General features: G+C 43.0%; 11 protein-coding genes and 5 tRNA genes. 8 read left to right on the forward strand and 8 right to left on the reverse strand.

Going from position 1 to position 17,138, the window contains the following annotated elements; translation table 11 throughout:
* Nucleotides 1-531: 531 nt before the first annotated feature.
* The 6 genes from B3R63_RS07980 to lldP form a co-directional block, all read right to left on the reverse strand.
* A tRNA-Ser gene (locus B3R63_RS07980) sits at nucleotides 532-621 on the reverse strand.
* A gap of 87 nt (nucleotides 622-708) precedes the next feature.
* Nucleotides 709-2,739 carry an NADPH-dependent 2,4-dienoyl-CoA reductase gene (locus B3R63_RS07985; protein WP_286729627.1) on the reverse strand — a complete coding sequence of 677 codons (2,031 nt, stop codon included), beginning with the start codon at nucleotides 2,737-2,739 and terminating at the stop codon, nucleotides 709-711.
* A 233-nt stretch (nucleotides 2,740-2,972) separates the two neighbouring features.
* Nucleotides 2,973-4,664 carry a D-lactate dehydrogenase gene (gene dld, locus B3R63_RS07990; RefSeq protein ID WP_286729628.1) on the reverse strand — a complete coding sequence of 564 codons (1,692 nt, stop codon included), beginning with the start codon at nucleotides 4,662-4,664 and terminating at the stop codon, nucleotides 2,973-2,975.
* Between the two features lie 4 nt (nucleotides 4,665-4,668).
* Entirely contained in the window at nucleotides 4,669-5,814 is a 1,146-nt protein-coding gene (gene lldD, locus B3R63_RS07995) for an FMN-dependent L-lactate dehydrogenase LldD (protein ID WP_005406852.1), read from the reverse strand.
* A 1-nt stretch (nucleotide 5,815) separates the two neighbouring features.
* Nucleotides 5,816-6,559: a transcriptional regulator LldR gene (gene lldR, locus B3R63_RS08000; RefSeq protein ID WP_286729632.1), complete on the reverse strand. Its 744-nt coding sequence runs from the start codon at nucleotides 6,557-6,559 to the stop codon at nucleotides 5,816-5,818.
* Between the two features lie 21 nt (nucleotides 6,560-6,580).
* Nucleotides 6,581-8,248: an L-lactate permease gene (lldP, locus tag B3R63_RS08005; protein ID WP_286729634.1), complete on the reverse strand. Its 1,668-nt coding sequence runs from the start codon at nucleotides 8,246-8,248 to the stop codon at nucleotides 6,581-6,583.
* Between the two features lie 582 nt (nucleotides 8,249-8,830).
* On the opposite strand from lldP, the gene argG reads away from it, so the two are divergent.
* Entirely contained in the window at nucleotides 8,831-10,174 is a 1,344-nt protein-coding gene (argG, locus tag B3R63_RS08010) for an argininosuccinate synthase (protein ID WP_005019187.1), read from the forward strand.
* Nucleotides 10,175-10,235: 61 nt separating this feature from the next.
* Here argG and B3R63_RS08015 read toward each other — a convergent pair whose 3' ends face one another.
* Nucleotides 10,236-11,495 (reverse strand): GGDEF domain-containing protein, encoded by a 1,260-nt coding sequence (locus B3R63_RS08015; protein WP_286729788.1) that lies wholly within the window; start codon nucleotides 11,493-11,495, stop codon nucleotides 10,236-10,238.
* Between the two features lie 148 nt (nucleotides 11,496-11,643).
* Here B3R63_RS08015 and pyrC point away from each other — a divergent pair, with 148 nt between their 5' ends.
* The 7 genes from pyrC to B3R63_RS08050 all read left to right on the forward strand — a co-directional run bounded on the left by pyrC (nucleotide 11,644) and on the right by B3R63_RS08050 (nucleotide 15,575).
* Entirely contained in the window at nucleotides 11,644-12,678 is a 1,035-nt protein-coding gene (pyrC, locus tag B3R63_RS08020; protein WP_286729637.1) for a dihydroorotase, read from the forward strand.
* Nucleotides 12,663-13,322: a ribonuclease T gene (rnt, locus tag B3R63_RS08025; RefSeq protein ID WP_005404392.1), complete on the forward strand. Its 660-nt coding sequence runs from the start codon at nucleotides 12,663-12,665 to the stop codon at nucleotides 13,320-13,322. The genes pyrC and rnt overlap by 16 nt, the downstream gene beginning before the upstream one ends.
* A gap of 20 nt (nucleotides 13,323-13,342) precedes the next feature.
* A tRNA-Glu gene (locus B3R63_RS08030) sits at nucleotides 13,343-13,418 on the forward strand.
* Nucleotides 13,419-13,604: 186 nt separating this feature from the next.
* A tRNA-Glu gene (locus B3R63_RS08035) sits at nucleotides 13,605-13,680 on the forward strand.
* A 98-nt stretch (nucleotides 13,681-13,778) separates the two neighbouring features.
* Entirely contained in the window at nucleotides 13,779-15,197 is a 1,419-nt protein-coding gene (locus B3R63_RS08040) for an amino acid permease (RefSeq protein ID WP_005019181.1), read from the forward strand.
* Nucleotides 15,198-15,398: 201 nt separating this feature from the next.
* A tRNA-Glu gene (locus tag B3R63_RS08045) sits at nucleotides 15,399-15,474 on the forward strand.
* Nucleotides 15,475-15,499: 25 nt separating this feature from the next.
* Nucleotides 15,500-15,575, forward strand: a tRNA-Glu gene (locus B3R63_RS08050).
* Between the two features lie 299 nt (nucleotides 15,576-15,874).
* Here B3R63_RS08050 and B3R63_RS08055 read toward each other — a convergent pair.
* On the reverse strand, nucleotides 15,875-17,119 hold the full coding sequence (locus B3R63_RS08055; protein WP_286729641.1) for an NADH:flavin oxidoreductase/NADH oxidase family protein: 1,245 nt from the start codon (nucleotides 17,117-17,119) through the stop codon (nucleotides 15,875-15,877).
* Between the last annotated feature and the right edge of the window lie 19 nt (nucleotides 17,120-17,138).

The raw sequence follows: 17,138 nt of genomic DNA on the forward strand, positions 1-17,138 counted from the left end.
TCTGTTTTTATTTTTCTATTAAAAAATGCTCCTCTATCACTTTTTAATTTATTTTTCTTTTATCTTGATCTAAATTTTTAAAGATATTTTTTTCTTCTAAAAAATGAATGTCAATACCCTCATCAATTATCTTATAGAATTAAATAATTCTAAGCTGTTAACCTTAAAAATTACTTAAATATTTAAAACATTAGTATCTAATACATTAATAATAAGACTCATTTTACTGAGCTTATGGACAAACTATTTTGTATTGCTAGTTATACTAAATAATATAGTTTTTTAAAATTTTAAATGATTGTTTAAATTTTAGAAATTTGAGGACAAAATATTCTTTAAGATGCTTAATTATGATATGAAAAATTTTAAATAGTTTAGAAATTATTTGAATCAGCCTATTAATTTTTCGCACAGTCTTAAATTATCCTGTTTTCACTTTTTACAACCAAAATCTGATACAGAATAAGTTGAGGAGTAACCTATAGTTAAAAAAAATAAGCCCTTGTAAATACAAGGGCTTATTTAAATATCTGGCGGAAGCGGTGAGATTCGAACTCACGGAGGGCGTGAACCCTCGTCGGTTTTCAAGACCGGTGCATTAAACCGCTCTGCCACGCTTCCATGCCGCTAAGAATACAAAGCCTCTTCATTTTATTCAAGAAAAATTTTAGTGCTTTATAGTCAAATGTCTATTGTTTCATCATTTAGTTAGAGCTTTGCAGCCAATTCAGCACCTTCACGAATAGCGCGCTTGGCATCAAGCTCTGCTGCCAGCTTTGCTCCTCCAATAATGTGATAGTTAGCCAGCACTTTCTTTCCACCCTGTGGCATCAAATCTTTAACTGATTCCTGTCCAGCGCATACTACAATCGTATCGACACGGAGCAGCTGGTCATGCCCATCGTGAGAAATCCATAAGCCTTCATCAGTAATTGCTTTATAATTTACACCGCGCAACATGCGTACCTGATGCTTTTTCAGTTGTGCACGATGCACCCAGCCTGTGGTCTTACCAAGCCCTGCACCTAAAGGCGTAGGTTTGCGCTGCAGTAAATAAATTTCCCGAACGGGTGTTTCCAATTCGGCCGAAACCATTCCACCTTTCGTATGGTAATGAGATTCTGAATCTACGCCCCACTCACGTTGCCATTCAGTTAAAGGTTTTGGCTGAGGCTGTGAGACAGGTTTGAGTAAAAATTCAGAAACATCAAAACCAATTCCTCCTGCTCCTATCACTGCAACCCTGTATCCCACTTTTGCGCCCTTAAGCACTTCTGCATAAGACAAAACCTGCGGCGCTTCACTGCCAGCAATTTTAAGCTGACGCGGTATAACACCTGTGGCAACCACAATTTCATCATATCCTTCACGTTCAAGCTGTTCACGATTTATACGGGTATTTAAACGCAGTTCGACGCCGGTTTTTTCAATTTGAACCTTAAAGTAGCGAATGGTTTCATGAAACTCTTCTTTGCCTGGCACAACTTTGGCTAAATTAAACTGTCCCCCGACTTCATCACTTGCTTCAAATAAAGTCACTTGGTGCCCTCGTCCCGCAGCAACTGTAGCTGCAGACATTCCGGCAACCCCAGCCCCCACTACAGCAATCCGCTTAGGTTTTTTTGTACGCACGTAGACCAGTTCAGTTTCATAAGCTGCCTGCGGATTGACCAGACAGGTTGCACGCTGCCATTTAAATGTATGGTCTAAGCAGGCCTGATTACAGGCAATACAAGTATTAATTTCATTGACACGGTCTGTAGCAGTTTTATCTACCCAAAAAGGGTCGGCCAGAAATGGGCGTGCCATTTGTACCATATCGGCTTTTCCTTCAGCCAGAATGGCTTCGGCAGTCTCCGGCATATTAATACGGTTTGAGGCAATGACCGGTATATTCACATACTGCTTCACTTCAGCGGTATAATCGACGAAAGCAGCACGCGGTACAGAGGTAACAATGGTCGGAATGCGCGCTTCGTGCCAGCCAATCCCGGTATTTAGCAAAGTTACACCTGCTTTTTCTAACGCCTGGGCAATCTGGATGACTTCATCCATGGTATTACCGTTATCAACCAGATCCAGCATTGATAAACGAAAACAGATAATAAATTTCTCCCCCACTGCCTCACGGATAGCTTTTACAATTTCAAGTGAAAACCGCATCCGGTTTTCCAGTGTGCCGCCCCATCGGTCTTGACGCTGGTTGACATGCCGACTCATAAACTGGTTTAACAGATACCCTTCCGAGCCCATAATTTCAACCCCATCATAGCCGGCCTTTTTTGAAAGGCTGGCAGCATGTGCATAATCCTTAATAGTACTCAGGATGTTACGCTCACTCATTTTTCGTGGTTTAAACAGGGAAATAGGTGATTTAACCGGACTGGCAGAAACGACCAGTGGCTGATAACCATAACGACCAGAATGCAGAATCTGAAGCAAAATTTTAGCGCCATGTTTGTGTACAGCATGAGTGACCAACCGGTGATGGGGAATGTCGGCCAGACTGTTCATAGTGCCTCCCATTGGCGATAGCCAGCCCTCTCGATTAGGTGCTATACCTCCGGTAATAATGAGACCAACTCCACCTTTGGCACGCTCGGCAAAATAGGCCGCAAGCTTCGGATAATGATAAAAACGGTCTTCCAGCCCGGTATGCATAGACCCCATTACTATCCGGTTTTTAATTGTAGTAAATCCCAAATCTAATGGCTTTAAAATATTTGCATAGCTGGTCATAGGATATCCTTGTAATTAGTGGGCTTTGCAATTTGTTGCATCTACTTTAACTGATTTTTTTATATTGTTTATGGCTGTTTATTTGAAGGATAAAGACTTGAACGTCAATTTTAAGCTTAGGCTATTTTAAAAATTTAAATATAAATATAGGGTGGCTTTAAAAGTATTGCGGGGAAGAATTTAACTGTGCTTTTAATAAATAGTTCTTAAAAGCACAGTTAAAAGAATTTGGTTTATGACCAATATTTTTTTCTGGAAGTATAACCAATGCCCACATTGAAACTGTTGGTTGGATCAAGCTTTTGATAGTGTTGTTTTAAAGCAGGCTTGGCTACATATAAATGTCCAACATTATGTTCGGCCGGATATTCGGCACCACGCTGATCTAGCAATTTCCACATGGCATGCTCCATGGCTAATGGGTCAACCCCTTTCTTGACGATGTAATCCTGATGAAAAACATGGCACAAGAAATGACCGTAGTAGAGTTTATGTACAATCTGCTCTTCCATTGACTCAGGCAAGGTTTCCAGCCACGCCCGGTCATTGCGTTTTAGGGCAATATCGAGCGCCACAATGTCTTCGACCTCCCGGCGATGTACATCACGGTAACGTATAGCTGCTCCTGCAATGGCAAATCGGTGTAAAAAAGCTTTACGACCTTCTTCTTCATTACACAGAAAATAGTTGCCTGTAGAGTGTATTTTAAAATACTCCTGCAAGTAACTTTCTACCTGTGCTATATCCTGATCTTCGATACGAAGTAGTAAATGATGTTCATAACGGTTACGGAACTCGGCCATACGCTGCGGTAAATGGGGTGGCAAAACGCCGGTTAACAGCTGTAAAACCTTGTCGGTTAATCCTCTGATTTTGACTTTTTCCAGCATGCCATCAATTTTGTCTTTCATGGCAAAAGCTTTAGGGACCCGCGCAGTTCCAAATTTTTCGATAAACAGAAAGGTATCCTTTCCATATTTCTCGCCAATGTCATACGCTACCCGATGAATATACTCACCTGCAATCGGCAGACGCGGCAATTGAGTCAGTAAATAGCGTCGAATTGCGGTCAGGTCATCCTGACTATTGGTTCCAATATAAAACACCTGACTTGGTAGTTTTTCAAAAGTATCCAGCCGCACTGCGAAAACACAGACCTTGCCGGCAGAACCTGAAGCTTCAAACAACCGGTTAGGGTCAGCATTAAAACGCGCCGGTGTATCAAGATCAACTTGACGCACGTCATGACCATAATGAGGATCGGAAGCACGGTGCTGCGGACTGTAATCAATATCCTTTTCCTGATACTCACCATTTTGCAGACGTATCAGAATCTGTTCTGGCTGGGTACCTAAACTTATTCCCAAGTGATTAACCAGATGCAGTTGTCCCTGTTCATCAACCTGAGCATATAAGGCCAGTTCGGTGTACGCCGGCCCACGTCTTACCAGTGCACCGCCGGAGTTATTACACACTCCCCCTAATACAGAGGCACCTATACAGGAGGAACCAATCACTGAATGCGGTTCCCGGTTAAAGGGTAACAGGGCTTTTTCTAATGCATCTAAAGTCGCACCCGGCAAGCATATAACTTGTTTCCCTGAATTGATAACCTGCATACCGGCTAACCGCCGGGTGCTGATCAGTACTACTGGACGGTCATAATCATAACCATAAGGTGTAGAGCCTCCAGTCAGGCCAGTATTGGCGGCCTGCATAATTACAATACAGTCTGCAGCCACTGCAATCTGTAAAATACGCCATTGTTCAATCAGGCTACCGGGAGCTATTACGGCTAAAACCTGTCCTTCACCAAAACGTCGACCCTGCCGGTAAAGACGGGTTTCCTGCTCATCGGTAAGTACAAATCTTTCTCCGACCACTTGCTGAAACTGCTGTATAACTTTAGAGGCGGTGATAGACACGATTTTACTCCATGATGCGCTTGACCAGACATTCAGAAGAAATATCCTGAATAGTTTTAGCGCCAGTTAGTGTCATGGCAACTCGCATTTCCTTGTTAATCAGCTCAAGTAGATGATTTACACCTTCACCGCCGGCAGCACCTAATGCATAGACAAAAGCACGACCCAACAGACATAAATCAGCCCCAAGCGCAATCATACGTACTACATCAAGTCCGTTACGGACTCCCGAATCGACCATAATTTTCAGATCGCCTTTAACAGCATCTGCAATAGCCGGTAATGCACGGGTAGTAGACAATACGCCATCTAGCTGGCGTCCACCATGATTAGATACCACAATTCCGTCAGCGCCAAAACGCACCGCATCTTTGGCATCTTCAGGGTCCAGAATACCTTTAATGACCATTGGGCCATCCCAGTATTCACGGATCCATTCCAGATCTTTCCAGGAAATGGACGGGTCAAAGTTTGCCCCTAACCAGCCAATATAATCTTCCAGGCCGGTTGGTTTACCCAAGTATTTAGAAATATTGCCCAGATCATGTGGACGTCCCATCAGTCCAACATTCCATGCCCAGTGTGGATGCATAAAGGACTGCATATAGCGGCGCATGGCAGCATTAGGTCCGCTCATGCCTGAATGAACATCACGGTAACGTGCACCTGGTACTGGCATATCTACGGTGAAGACCAGAGTCGAACAACCTGCAGCCTTGGCACGCTCCAATGCATTTTTCATAAAGCCCCGGTCACGCAATACATAAAGCTGAAACCACATCGGGCGCTGGATGGCTGGTGCAACTTCTTCAATTGGACAGACTGATACCGTTGACAGAGTAAAAGGTATGCCATTTTTCTCTGCAGCAACTGCGGCCTGAACCTCCCCACGGCGAGCGTACATTCCGGTCAGGCCAACTGGTGCAAGAGCAACTGGCATCGACAGGGTTTCATTAAACAGCTTGGTTTCCAGACTCAGTTCGGACATATCATTTAAGACACGCTGCCGCAAAGCGATTTTGGAAAGGTCTTCTACATTTCGTTGCAGGGTATATTCCGCATATGCCCCGCCATCAATATAATGAAACAGAAATGGAGGTAAACGGCGTCGCGCTGCTTCACGATAATCATTAGAAGATGAAATAATCATTTTAAATCCTGTTTAAGCGACTGGCACGCTGATGACGGGCTTCTTCCTCATCAATCGAGCGTACCTGTTGTATAACAAATTCGATATGGCCACAAACTGCCATGCGGGCTGCCTGCGGATCTTTACGGTCAATTGCATCCATGACCTTGAAATGCTGTAAATGCAACTGGTCAAACCGGTCTGACTCTGAATAGACTTTACGGCGACCCAGCACTACGTTGTATTGCAACAGATCAAACAGGCCACGCATGGTCTGTATCAGGACCAGATTATGAGATGCTTCAGCAATTGCCAGATGAAACTTGGCGTCTGCTACCGAAGCCTGATCCGGATCACCAATTGACTGGAAATGGCTGATCTGGTCATAAAAGTGATGAATCTTGATACGGTCCTCAGCAGTAGAGCGTAAAGCTGCATACCAGGCTGTTCCCCCTTCCAATACTAATCGTGCTTCCTGCACATCGAAGCGGTAAAGTGGATCTTGGTCAATCAGTCCGCTTAGAGGCTGAACAATTTTATGCTGTGACCAGGTAACAGGCAGTTGGCAAATATAAGTACCATCTCCTAACCGGCTCTGCACTATACCTTGAGTATTTAACTGCTGTAGGGCCTCCCGTAATGAGGAGCGCGATACACCAAGCTGTTCACATAGCTTACGCTCAGAAGCGAGGCGATCTCCGACTTTCATTCCTTGCTGTTCAATCAGCTGATACAAACTTTGTATAACTTTATCGGAGACCTTCACCCTGCACTTCCTCTTTCTATCCTATGGAATCATCCACGGGAACACATATGCCTGTAGAGTGATAATGATACCAATCATTACGGTAAAGGTTATACTGTGTTTAACCGTAAAGCGGAACAGATCGGACTCTTTACCTACCAGCCCTGCTGCTGCACAGGCAATGGCAATCGACTGTGGAGAAATCATCTTGCCGGTGACTCCACCGCTGGTATTGGCAGCTACCAGTAAAACTTCTGGCACACCAATCTGCTGAGCAGTAGTTGCCTGTAATGCTGCAAACAGTGCATTGGCAGAAGTATCTGAACCTGTGAGGAACACGCCCAACCAGCCCAAGAATGGTGAGAAGAAGGTAAAAGCATTACCAGTATGGGCCAAGGCTAATGCCAATGTTGCCGACATTCCTGAGTAATTCGCAATAAATGCAAAGGCTAGAACCATGCCTATCGAGTAAATCGGGGTCTTTAATTCATTTACTGTTTCACCAAAAGTCACCAGTGCTTCACGTGGCTTCATTTTCAGATAAACAATCGTAATAAGCGCCGCAATAATAATTGCTGTACCGGTTGCTGAGAGCCAGTCAAATTTGAAGATAGCATCATAGTCCTTAACTTCGGGCGCCACTGGAGGCACTTTCTGAACCAGCTGATGCAAATAAGGAACCTTGATCGAAATCACCCAATCCTGCATTGGGCCATCTTTAGCAAATAGATCTTTAAAAGGCTTGATACTCCATAGAGTTACCATCGCTGTCAAAATCACAAATGGTGACCAGGCTTTGGCAATCTGGCCTATACTGAATTTCTGCTTCTGTGAAGCCAGCAACTCGGCATCCACCTGACTGTCGTTTTCATCTTTAAAACGAAAGATATGCTTAGGCTTCCAGTATTTTAATAAGATTGTCAGGCTCACCAGTGACGCAATGGCCGCAGTAATATCTGGCAATTCAGGCCCTACAAAGTTTGAGGTCAAGTACTGTGCCAGTGAAAATGCACCGCCTGCTACAATTACAGCCGGCCAGGTCTCTTTAATTCCGCGCCAGCCATCCATAATGGCCATAATCCAGAACAGTACGATTGGCACCATAAACGGTAACTGGCGGCCTACCATCTGGCTGATTTCCATGGTATCTACACCAGACACCTGCCCCGCCACGATAATTGGAATACCCATTGCGCCAAAGGCAACGGGTGCGGTATTCACAATCAGGCACAGACCGGCAGCATACAATGGCTTAAAGCCCAAACCGACCAGTAATGCCGCAGTAATCGCAACCGGTGCACCAAAACCTGCTGCACCCTCAAGAAAAGTACCAAAAGCAAATCCGACCAATAGCATTTGCAAACGCTGGTCTTCAGTAATAGATAAAATTGAAGAACGGATTACATCGAACTGACCTGTTTTAACAGAAACTTTATACAGGAATACTGCACCAATGATGATCCAGGATATTGGCCATAAACCATAGAAGAAACCATAAATCACCGAGGCAAATGCCATATCGGTCGGCATGCCATAAGCAAAAAGTGAAACCAGCAAAGCCAGTACCACCGTAATTGTTCCCGCTACACTTCCTTTTAAACGGAAAACTGCCAATGCCAGAAAAAAGAAAATAATTGGAATCAGGGCGACTAAGCTGGAAATCCATAAATTCCCCATCGGATCATAAATCTGTTGCCATTGTGAAAGCACATTCTTCTCCTTGATATGCTCACGAGATATTAACTGGTCTAACACCACAATAATTGGTCGGACCAATATTTACTTTAAAGAACAATAAATCCTTTAATTACTTTAATTATCCTAAATTTTGCTTATTTAAAGATCAATATAAAATTTTATCTATAAAATTGGTCATACCAATTTAAATTAGAAAATGTTTAATTTCTGGCAAAGTCAATTCAAAATAAAAACCCTCTATTCTTTCTTAATATATTGTTTAATAAATAGAATAGCTAAATTTAAAGTATTAAAAAATGTACTTTTAATGCTCTTGTAAAACTTTAGTCTTATAGATTTTTTAAAACTTAAAATATGAAGAAATAGAGTCAAGAAAACCAGTATTATTTTCTGCTCTAAATAAAACCTCCTTATTAATTTCTATGAACTGAGTTAACTCATAAAAGCGTAATTATAAATTTAGCGCCCCTATAATTTTTAAAGTTTGTCTTTTTTTTAAGAAAACATGTTCGTTTAAAAGTGTTACAATAAAATGTTTATAGATTTTTCAATGGCAGCCAATTCGTGGTGCCTGTTTTATAGTTAGGACTAGCAATGACTGATAATGCAACCATTTTGCAGCATGTACCAGTAGGCAAAAAAGTCGGAATTGCCTTCTCTGGTGGCCTGGATACTTCTGCTGCTTTATTGTGGATGAAACAAAAAGGTGCAGAGCCTTATGCGTATACTGCAAATCTTGGTCAGCCTGATGAAGATGACTATGATGCCATTCCAAAGAAAGCTGAAAATTATGGTGCGGTAAAAGCTCGTTTGATCGACTGCCGCCTGCAACTTGCGCTTGAAGGTATTGCTGCAATTCAATGTGGCGCATTCCATATCAGTACAGGCGGTATGCCTTATTTTAATACCACTCCATTAGGTCGTGCAGTCACCGGTACTATGCTGGTAACGGCCATGAAAGAAGATGATGTCAACATCTGGGGTGATGGCTCAACTTATAAAGGCAACGATATTGAGCGTTTTTATCGTTATGGTCTGCTTACCAATCCTAACCTGAAAATTTATAAACCTTGGCTAGACCAGACCTTTATTGATGAACTTGGTGGCCGTGCTGAAATGTCACAGTTCCTCATCGATAACGGCTTTGACTATAAAATGTCAAAAGAAAAAGCCTACTCGACCGACTCAAATATGCTGGGTGCAACTCATGAAGCCAAAGATCTTGAATACCTGAATGCCGGGATCAAGATTGTCGAGCCAATTATGGGTGTAGCGTTCTGGAAAGATGAAGTTGAAGTTAAAGCTGAAGAAGTTTCTGTAACTTTTGAAGAAGGTATGCCAGTTGCATTAAATGGCCAGCGTTTTGATAACCCGGTAGAACTTATTCTTGAAGCGAACCGTATTGGTGGACGTCATGGTCTGGGAATGTCCGACCAGATTGAAAATCGTATTATTGAAGCCAAGTCTCGTGGTATTTATGAAGCACCTGGCATGGCGTTGCTGCATATCACTTATGAACGTCTGGTAACGGGTATTCATAATGAAGATACCATTGAACAATACCGTATCAATGGCCTGCGTTTAGGTCGTCTTCTTTATCAAGGCCGCTGGTTTGACTCTCAGGCACTGATGTTGCGTGAAACTGCCCAACGCTGGGTTGCTAAAGCAATTACGGGTACAGTCACGTTAGAGCTGCGTCGTGGTAATGACTACACCATCATGAACACTGAATCTCCGAACCTGACCTATGAAGCTGAACGCTTGACTATGGAAAAAGGTGATTCAATGTTTACACCAATGGACCGTATTGGACAGCTGACTATGCGTAATCTGGATATTACAGATACACGCGCCAAACTGGGTCTTTATACTGACTCTGGCCTGCTATCATTGGGCCAGGGTTCAGCTTTACCCCAGCTTGAAAATAACAAGAAGTAATTTTTAATCTGTTTAAAAGCCGCCTGATTCTGGCGGCTTTTATTTTTACAAGTATTAATGGTTATGCAACTTTTGTTGAACCGACTGACTGATAGAAAATCTGGTTACGGCCCAACTGTTTGGCTCGATAGAGTGCCTGATCAGCAGACTCAAGCAAAGCCTCCTGTGTTACAGCCGCTTCTCCCCTATAAATTGTAATACCCAGGCTTACAGTGATATAGCTGGCAATACATGAACGTTCATGAGGAATAGCAAGCCGCTCAATTTCCCTATAAATATTGGACGCAACCGCATAAGCACCATGCGCCTCGGTTTCAGGAAGAAGCACTACAAACTCCTCTCCACCATAACGCGCCACAAAATCCCTGTGCCGAATCGAATTTTTAATTGCTCTGGCAATACTATAAATCACTTTATCGCCCATCTGGTGACCATAAAAATCATTATAATTTTTAAAAAAATCCACATCGATAAACAGTAGAGATAAGGGCGTTCCTTCTTTACGTGACTGCCTATAAAAACTGTCCAGAGTCTCATCAAAATTACGGCGGTTAGAGATCTGGGTTAACTCGTCATGTTGGCTTAAATGCAAAAGTTCAGAAGCATGAATATACTGAATTTTTTCATTAAGCTGTGCAAGCTTGGTATTTAAAAACAGTATACGTTCCCGCTTGATCAGCATGGTACTTAAAGTAAAACCAAACAGACAGCTTCCCAACAGTACCCGGCTCAAAATGATCACTTCAAAGGAAATATGAAATACGAACAGTAAATAAATAGATATAACCGCGGCCAGTGTCCCGACCAAAAGCATATGGAGCGGCCGCACCCCACTGATCATAAACCCCAGCATATATATAAAACACAACACAATTGCTGACTGATACTTGAGTGCAGGGGTCGCGAAACTCATACTCAGCAGACAGCTTGAAATAATAGTCCAGAGCATTAAACCTAATGCAGCCTGATAAAAGTAAGGCTGAAGCAGTTTACTTCTAGCAAAGCCATAAAGGGTCAACAGGCTTACTGCGCCATTAAGCATGGCAACAACACACAGCAGGAAATCTACAGAGAAAAAACGCTGACCGGAAAGCCAGTAATCACCTGGCAACACTAAAGCCGTAAATAAAAGGTAAGCCCACACACCTGCAGCAAAAGATTGTGAGATATTGATCTGGGCCCGTTCAGTATTCTGCTGCCAGAACTCTTGTTCAAGTGCCTGCGGCAACGAACTACTGGTACGATGAGAATGCAGGGCGACCAGAGTTTCAATTTTTTCTTTTTGTTGCTGCAACGTTGTAAGGTAATATTTATATTCCATAACATCGTGCATAGTTTTTATAGTTCTATAAAAATAGCATACCCTTAGGGCAAATTACGAACTTTATTGTGCCTTTTATCCATAATTGTCGTTATCATTTTTAGAGTTTATCGATTATCATCTATTTTATTTTTCTTGCCTGAACACTTTGAATACGATCACTCTTCTCCAACCAGATGACTGGCATGTCCATTTACGTGACGGCCTAGCCCTTAAACGTACCGTGCCTGATCTGGCCAGACAGTTTTCCCGCGCCATTTGCATGCCCAATCTGGTTCCACCAGTAAAAACGGTTGATGAGGCTCTGGCCTATCGTGAACGGATTATGGCTCATGCGCCTGAAGGGGTAAATTTTGATCCGCGTATGGTTCTTTATTTTACTGACTACACTTCACCTGAAGAAGTTAAAAAAATTAAAGATTCAGAATATGTTAATGCCATCAAGCTTTATCCGGCTGGTGCAACTACCAATTCAGACAATGGTGTCAGCGATATCCGTAAAGTATATGCAGTCATAGAGCAGCTTGAAAAATATCAGGTGCCTTTACTGTTACATGGTGAAGTTACTCACAGTCATGTAGACATTTTTGACCGCGAAAAGCGTTTTCTGGATGAAGTGCTTTCTCCTCTCTTGAAGCAGTTTTCAGCACTTAAAGTTGTGCTTGAGCATATTACTACCAGTGAAGCAGCACATTTTGTGCTGGAACAGGACCGTAATGTTGCAGCTACCATTACTCCACAACACCTATTATTTAACCGTAATGATATGCTGGTAGGTGGAATCAAGCCGCATTTTTACTGTTTACCAATTCTGAAACGTCAGACCCACCAGCAGACCCTACTGGAAGTGGCAACTAGTGGTAACCCGAAATTCTTTCTTGGTACAGATAGTGCGCCCCATTCTAAAAATGCTAAAGAAAATGCATGTGGCTGTGCAGGCTGCTATAGTGCACCTACTGCTATTGAGCTTTATGCACAGGCATTTGATCAGGTAGGACGTATTGAACGGCTTGAAGGTTTTGCCAGCATGTTTGGTGCAGACTTCTATGGCTTACCACGTAATACTCAAACAATTACCTTGGTTAAAGAACCGCAGGTAATTCCAGCGAGCCTAGAATATCTGGAAAATGAACAGATTATTCCACTTTATGCCGGTCAAACCATTCAATGGAGAAAAGTGTGACACAAGATTCACGACCTGTGATTGGTCAGCGTTTTCGTGGCTTTCTGCCAGTTGTGGTAGATGTGGAAACTGCAGGCTTTAATGCACAGACTGATGCGTTACTTGAAATTGCCTGTATTCCGATTATCTATGATGAGGAAGGAAAATTTATTCCGGGTCCTGCCTATCATGCACATATTAATCCGTTTGAAGGCGCTAATCTGGATCGCCGCTCGCTAGACTTCATTGGGGTTGATCCTTTTAATCCGATGCGTATGGCGATGGCAGAAGATGAAAAGACTGCATTGAAACGTATCTTCAAGTCTATTCATGATATCCGCCGTGAACAGCTGTGTACTCATGCCATACTGGTTGGCCACAATGCCCATTTTGACCTGGGTTTTTTACAGGCAGCTATTAACCGAAGTGGAACTAAAAACCAGAATCCATTTCATAGCTTTTCAGTGTTTGATACGGTCACGCTCAGTGCCTTAATGTTTGGCCAAACCGTGCTGGCTAAATCCTGTCTACAGGCGGGAATTGAGTTTGACGGGAAAGAAGCACATTCAGCATTATATGACACGCAGAAAACTGCCGAGCTGTTTTGCTATATTTTAAACAAACTCGCACCTCAACTGCTTGACACTCTGGTAGCGGATCAATAAGATACCGCTACCTTCTAAACGTCCCTATCGTCTAGAGGCCTAGGACATCGCCCTTTCACGGCGGTAACCGGGGTTCGAATCCCCGTAGGGACGCCATCTTTTATAAATCTTTTATTTTACTCTGATCGCCTAATTAAACTCTCTGGCCTAGGCATAAGTATATCTGCCTATAACTCAAAAATAGAAGTTAGTTGATGTAAAGCATTCATTTGGTTAAAAATAATACTAGCTGCCGTTTGACACATCCTTAAAATCTCCCTATTATAAGCCCACCTCTGAAACGTCCCTATCGTCTAGAGGCCTAGGACATCGCCCTTTCACGGCGGTAACCGGGGTTCGAATCCCCGTAGGGACGCCAATTCTTCTGCTGTTATTTCTCCTGCTTTTTATTTCGATTGCACATTTACATTTTTTCTCTAAAATAGCCGGCTTCATTACTCTTTTCCGTTTAACTCTATGCCGTCATCTCCTTCTCCGAATGATGCGTTGCATCAGGGCAATTCTGCGCCATTAAAACGCGCTATGAGTACCCGACATCTGGTTATGCTTTCTCTGGGAGGCGCAATTGGTACTGGCCTGTTTTTAGGCTCGGGTGAAGTCATTGCACAAACGGGGCCGGTCGGCGCCATCCTTGCTTATGTGCTGGGTGGCCTTATTGCCTATATGGTGATGCTTTGCCTTGGCGAACTCGCTGTACATATGCCTGTTTCAGGCTCTTTTGGTGCCTATGCCAATAAGTTTATTGGTCCGGGTACAGGATATACCATTACCTGGTTATATTGGCTAACCTGGTCAGTAACCCTTGGTACCGAATTTACTGCTGCTGCACTTCTTATGCAGGAATGGTTTCCAGATAGCTCCATGTGGATGTGGACACTGGTTTTTGGTGCATTCGTATTTACCTTAAATATGATTTCCACACGCTGGTTTGCCGAATCTGAATTTTGGCTTGCACTGGTGAAAGTAATCACTGTTGTCGCGTTTATTCTGTTTGGTTTACTGGCAATTTTCGGTGTAATTGGCTACCAAGGTTATGAGTCTGCACCACTCTTTAGTAATCTGACCGCGCAAGGCTGGTTCCCTGAAGGCTTGTTTCCTATTTTCACTACCATGTTGATCGTGAACTTCGCTTTTTCGGGGACCGAATTGATTGGGGTAGCAGCAGGTGAAACCCAAGACCCCGCCAAAAATGTACCCAAAGCCATCAATGCAGCGATTTTCCGTTTATTGATTTTCTTTGTAGGAACAATTTTGGTGGTAACTGCACTTCTACCTCATCAGGAAGCAGGCCTAGCAGCCGAGGGTGTAAGCAGTAGCCCATTCGTTACGGTATTTCAGCACATTGGTATCCCTTATGCTGAAGATATTATCCGTTTTGTTATTATCACAGCATTGCTGTCAGCGGCCAACTCCGGTTTATTTGCTGCCTCACGTATGATGTGGTCATTGTCTTATAACAAGCAATTACCGGCAGTATTCTCAAAAGTAAATGCACGCGGCATTCCTTATGTTGCAGTAATTGTTACCATGATCGGCGGTATGCCGGGTCTGTTGTCTGAGCAGTTCGCCCCAGAAACTATCTTTACTAATCTGCTCGGAATCGCAGCCTTTACCATGGTAGTAGTCTGGATGAGTATCTGTCTCAGCATGTTTAACTTCCGCCGAGACTGGTATAAGCAGGGAAAAACTGCTAAAGATCTTGCGTTTGCTGCGCCGCTGTTTCCTATTGTTCCGATTCTAGGTTTTGTTTTCTGTCTGATTACCTGTATCAGTATGGTTTTTGATCCATCCATGCGAATCAGTTTCTTCGGATGCCTGTTGTTTATTGCAGCATGCTATACAAGTTATTATGTGTTTTACCATCCTAAGTCTTGATGCCGACCTAAAGCACTAAAGAGCGGCAAATGCCGCTCTTTTTTATACAAAAGCATGAATCAGAATATCTTGCAGCAATTTCAAACAAATTATGGCATTTTGCTTTGTTTTTATACGAACGGCATATTTTTAAGGGAAAGATGCCAGAAAAGTGTTTGACACATCCGGGGATTCACCCTAATATACGCCCACCTCTGAAACGTCCCTATCGTCTAGAGGCCTAGGACATCGCCCTTTCACGGCGGTAACCGGGGTTCGAATCCCCGTAGGGACGCCAATTTCAGAACTATGCCTCACTTAAAGTCCCTATCGTCTAGAGGCCTAGGACATCGCCCTTTCACGGCGGTAACCGGGGTTCGAATCCCCGTAGGGACGCCATATTCAAGATGGCAGCATCTTATAAAAAAGCCCAAGCATTATGACTTGGGCTTTTTTTATTCTTATTTTTAAATCTTGTTTTATTCTGATGCAGTGATGAGAGCTGCAATCAGAGCAAGTTTTTAACAGACAGAAGAAGTTCGATATTTTTACTTATTTCCTGCATCTATACTGAATCAATCAACCTGTTTATTTCATTACATACCGAGAATATAAAACAGGCCTGCCCTCAGGTTTGGAAGACCCTAAAGACAGGACTATTTACCACTAGATACAATACATTCATCTATATATACAAACTAGGCCGATTTACGGGAATTAATCTGCCCTTTGACCACAGCAGTCAGATTTCCTTTAAGATATTTAAAAAATACTTTTAAGGGAGAAAGTTTTGGATTAGGTTTTTTACCCTCAGCAATTGCTTTAAACTGTGCCGCATACCAGATAATTTCCATAATTGCCATTTTATCAATCATCGGAATGCCAGTTTTAATTTTCTCTACACCATAACGAACGTCTTTCCCGGCAATCAAATGGTTAGACAAGTCAGTTTCTACCGCAAATGGCCGTGCAATACCAATAAAATCACATGCTCCACTCTCCAGGGCATCATTCATACCTTTTACGGTTCTAAAACCGCCTGTTACCATGAGATAGCATTTGACTTCCTGACGGATCCTTTCAGAAAAATCAAGAAAATAAGCTTCACGGGCAATTGTACTGGCTTTACGTTTACCTTCCTTGACACCAGCCATAGCTGGTGCTTCATAACTTCCTCCTGAAATTTCAATCAGGTCAATACCAGCCGCATCAATTGCTTTGAATACATAGATGACATCTTCTTCGGTAATACCACCACGCTGAAAGTCTGCCGAGTTGAGTTTTACAGAAATAATAAAGTTCTCTGAAGTCCCTGCTCTTACGGCCTTGTAGATTTCCAGCAGGAAACGCATACGGTTTTCAATTGAACCGCCCCATTGGTCCTGACGTTTGTTGGTCAGTGGCGACAGGAATTGACTAATCAGATAACCATGCGCACCGTGTAGCTGTATACCCTCAAAGCCTGCTTTTTCACAGATTTTGGCAGCATGGGCAAAACGCTGGATAATATCCAGAATTTCTTCTTCACGCAGTTCACGCGGTGTACCAAAAGTAGTTGCCAGAACCGGACTAAATGGCACAGCTGAAGGTGCAACTGTTTCTTTGTTCAGGCCCTTAGGACACTGACGTCCCGGATGAGACAGCTGGACCAGTTGAACCATACCATATTCTTTGCCAATTTCTGCCCAGTGCTTGAGCTGTTCTAGATCACGTTCAGTCTCGATTGCTACCACACCTGGCTCATTTTTAGCGCCGATATCAACCATTACATTACCGGTAATGGCACAGCCCAGACCACCTTTAGCCCATGCCTCATATAAGCCATAATGCAGATGATTAGGTTGCCCTGCTGCGTTAGCCAGTGCTTCACTCATTGCGCCCTTAATAATTCTGTTTTTAAAGGTTGTATTACGAATTGTGATCGGTTCAGCAATCAAGCTCATGATATTTTTTCCAATTTAC

Origin of the sequence: Acinetobacter sp. UBA1297 (assembly GCF_002307755.1) — a bacterium.
GTDB classification, from domain to species: Bacteria; Pseudomonadota; Gammaproteobacteria; order Pseudomonadales; family Moraxellaceae; genus Acinetobacter; species Acinetobacter radioresistens.

What these genes read in the sequence shown, in the direction of transcription:
- B3R63_RS07985 (WP_286729627.1), bottom strand. Translation starts at nt 2,739, where the DNA reads ATGACCAGCTATGCAAATATTTTAAAGCCATTAGATTTGGGATTTACT.
- lldD (WP_005406852.1), bottom strand. Translation starts at nt 5,814, where the DNA reads ATGATTATTTCATCTTCTAATGATTATCGTGAAGCAGCGCGACGCCGT.
- argG (WP_005019187.1), top strand. Translation starts at nt 8,831, where the DNA reads ATGACTGATAATGCAACCATTTTGCAGCATGTACCAGTAGGCAAAAAA.
- B3R63_RS08015 (WP_286729788.1), bottom strand. Translation starts at nt 11,495, where the DNA reads ATGGAATATAAATATTACCTTACAACGTTGCAGCAACAAAAAGAAAAA.
- rnt (WP_005404392.1), top strand. Translation starts at nt 12,663, where the DNA reads ATGGAGAAAAGTGTGACACAAGATTCACGACCTGTGATTGGTCAGCGT.
- B3R63_RS08040 (WP_005019181.1), top strand. Translation starts at nt 13,779, where the DNA reads ATGCCGTCATCTCCTTCTCCGAATGATGCGTTGCATCAGGGCAATTCT.
- B3R63_RS08055 (WP_286729641.1), bottom strand. Translation starts at nt 17,119, where the DNA reads ATGAGCTTGATTGCTGAACCGATCACAATTCGTAATACAACCTTTAAA.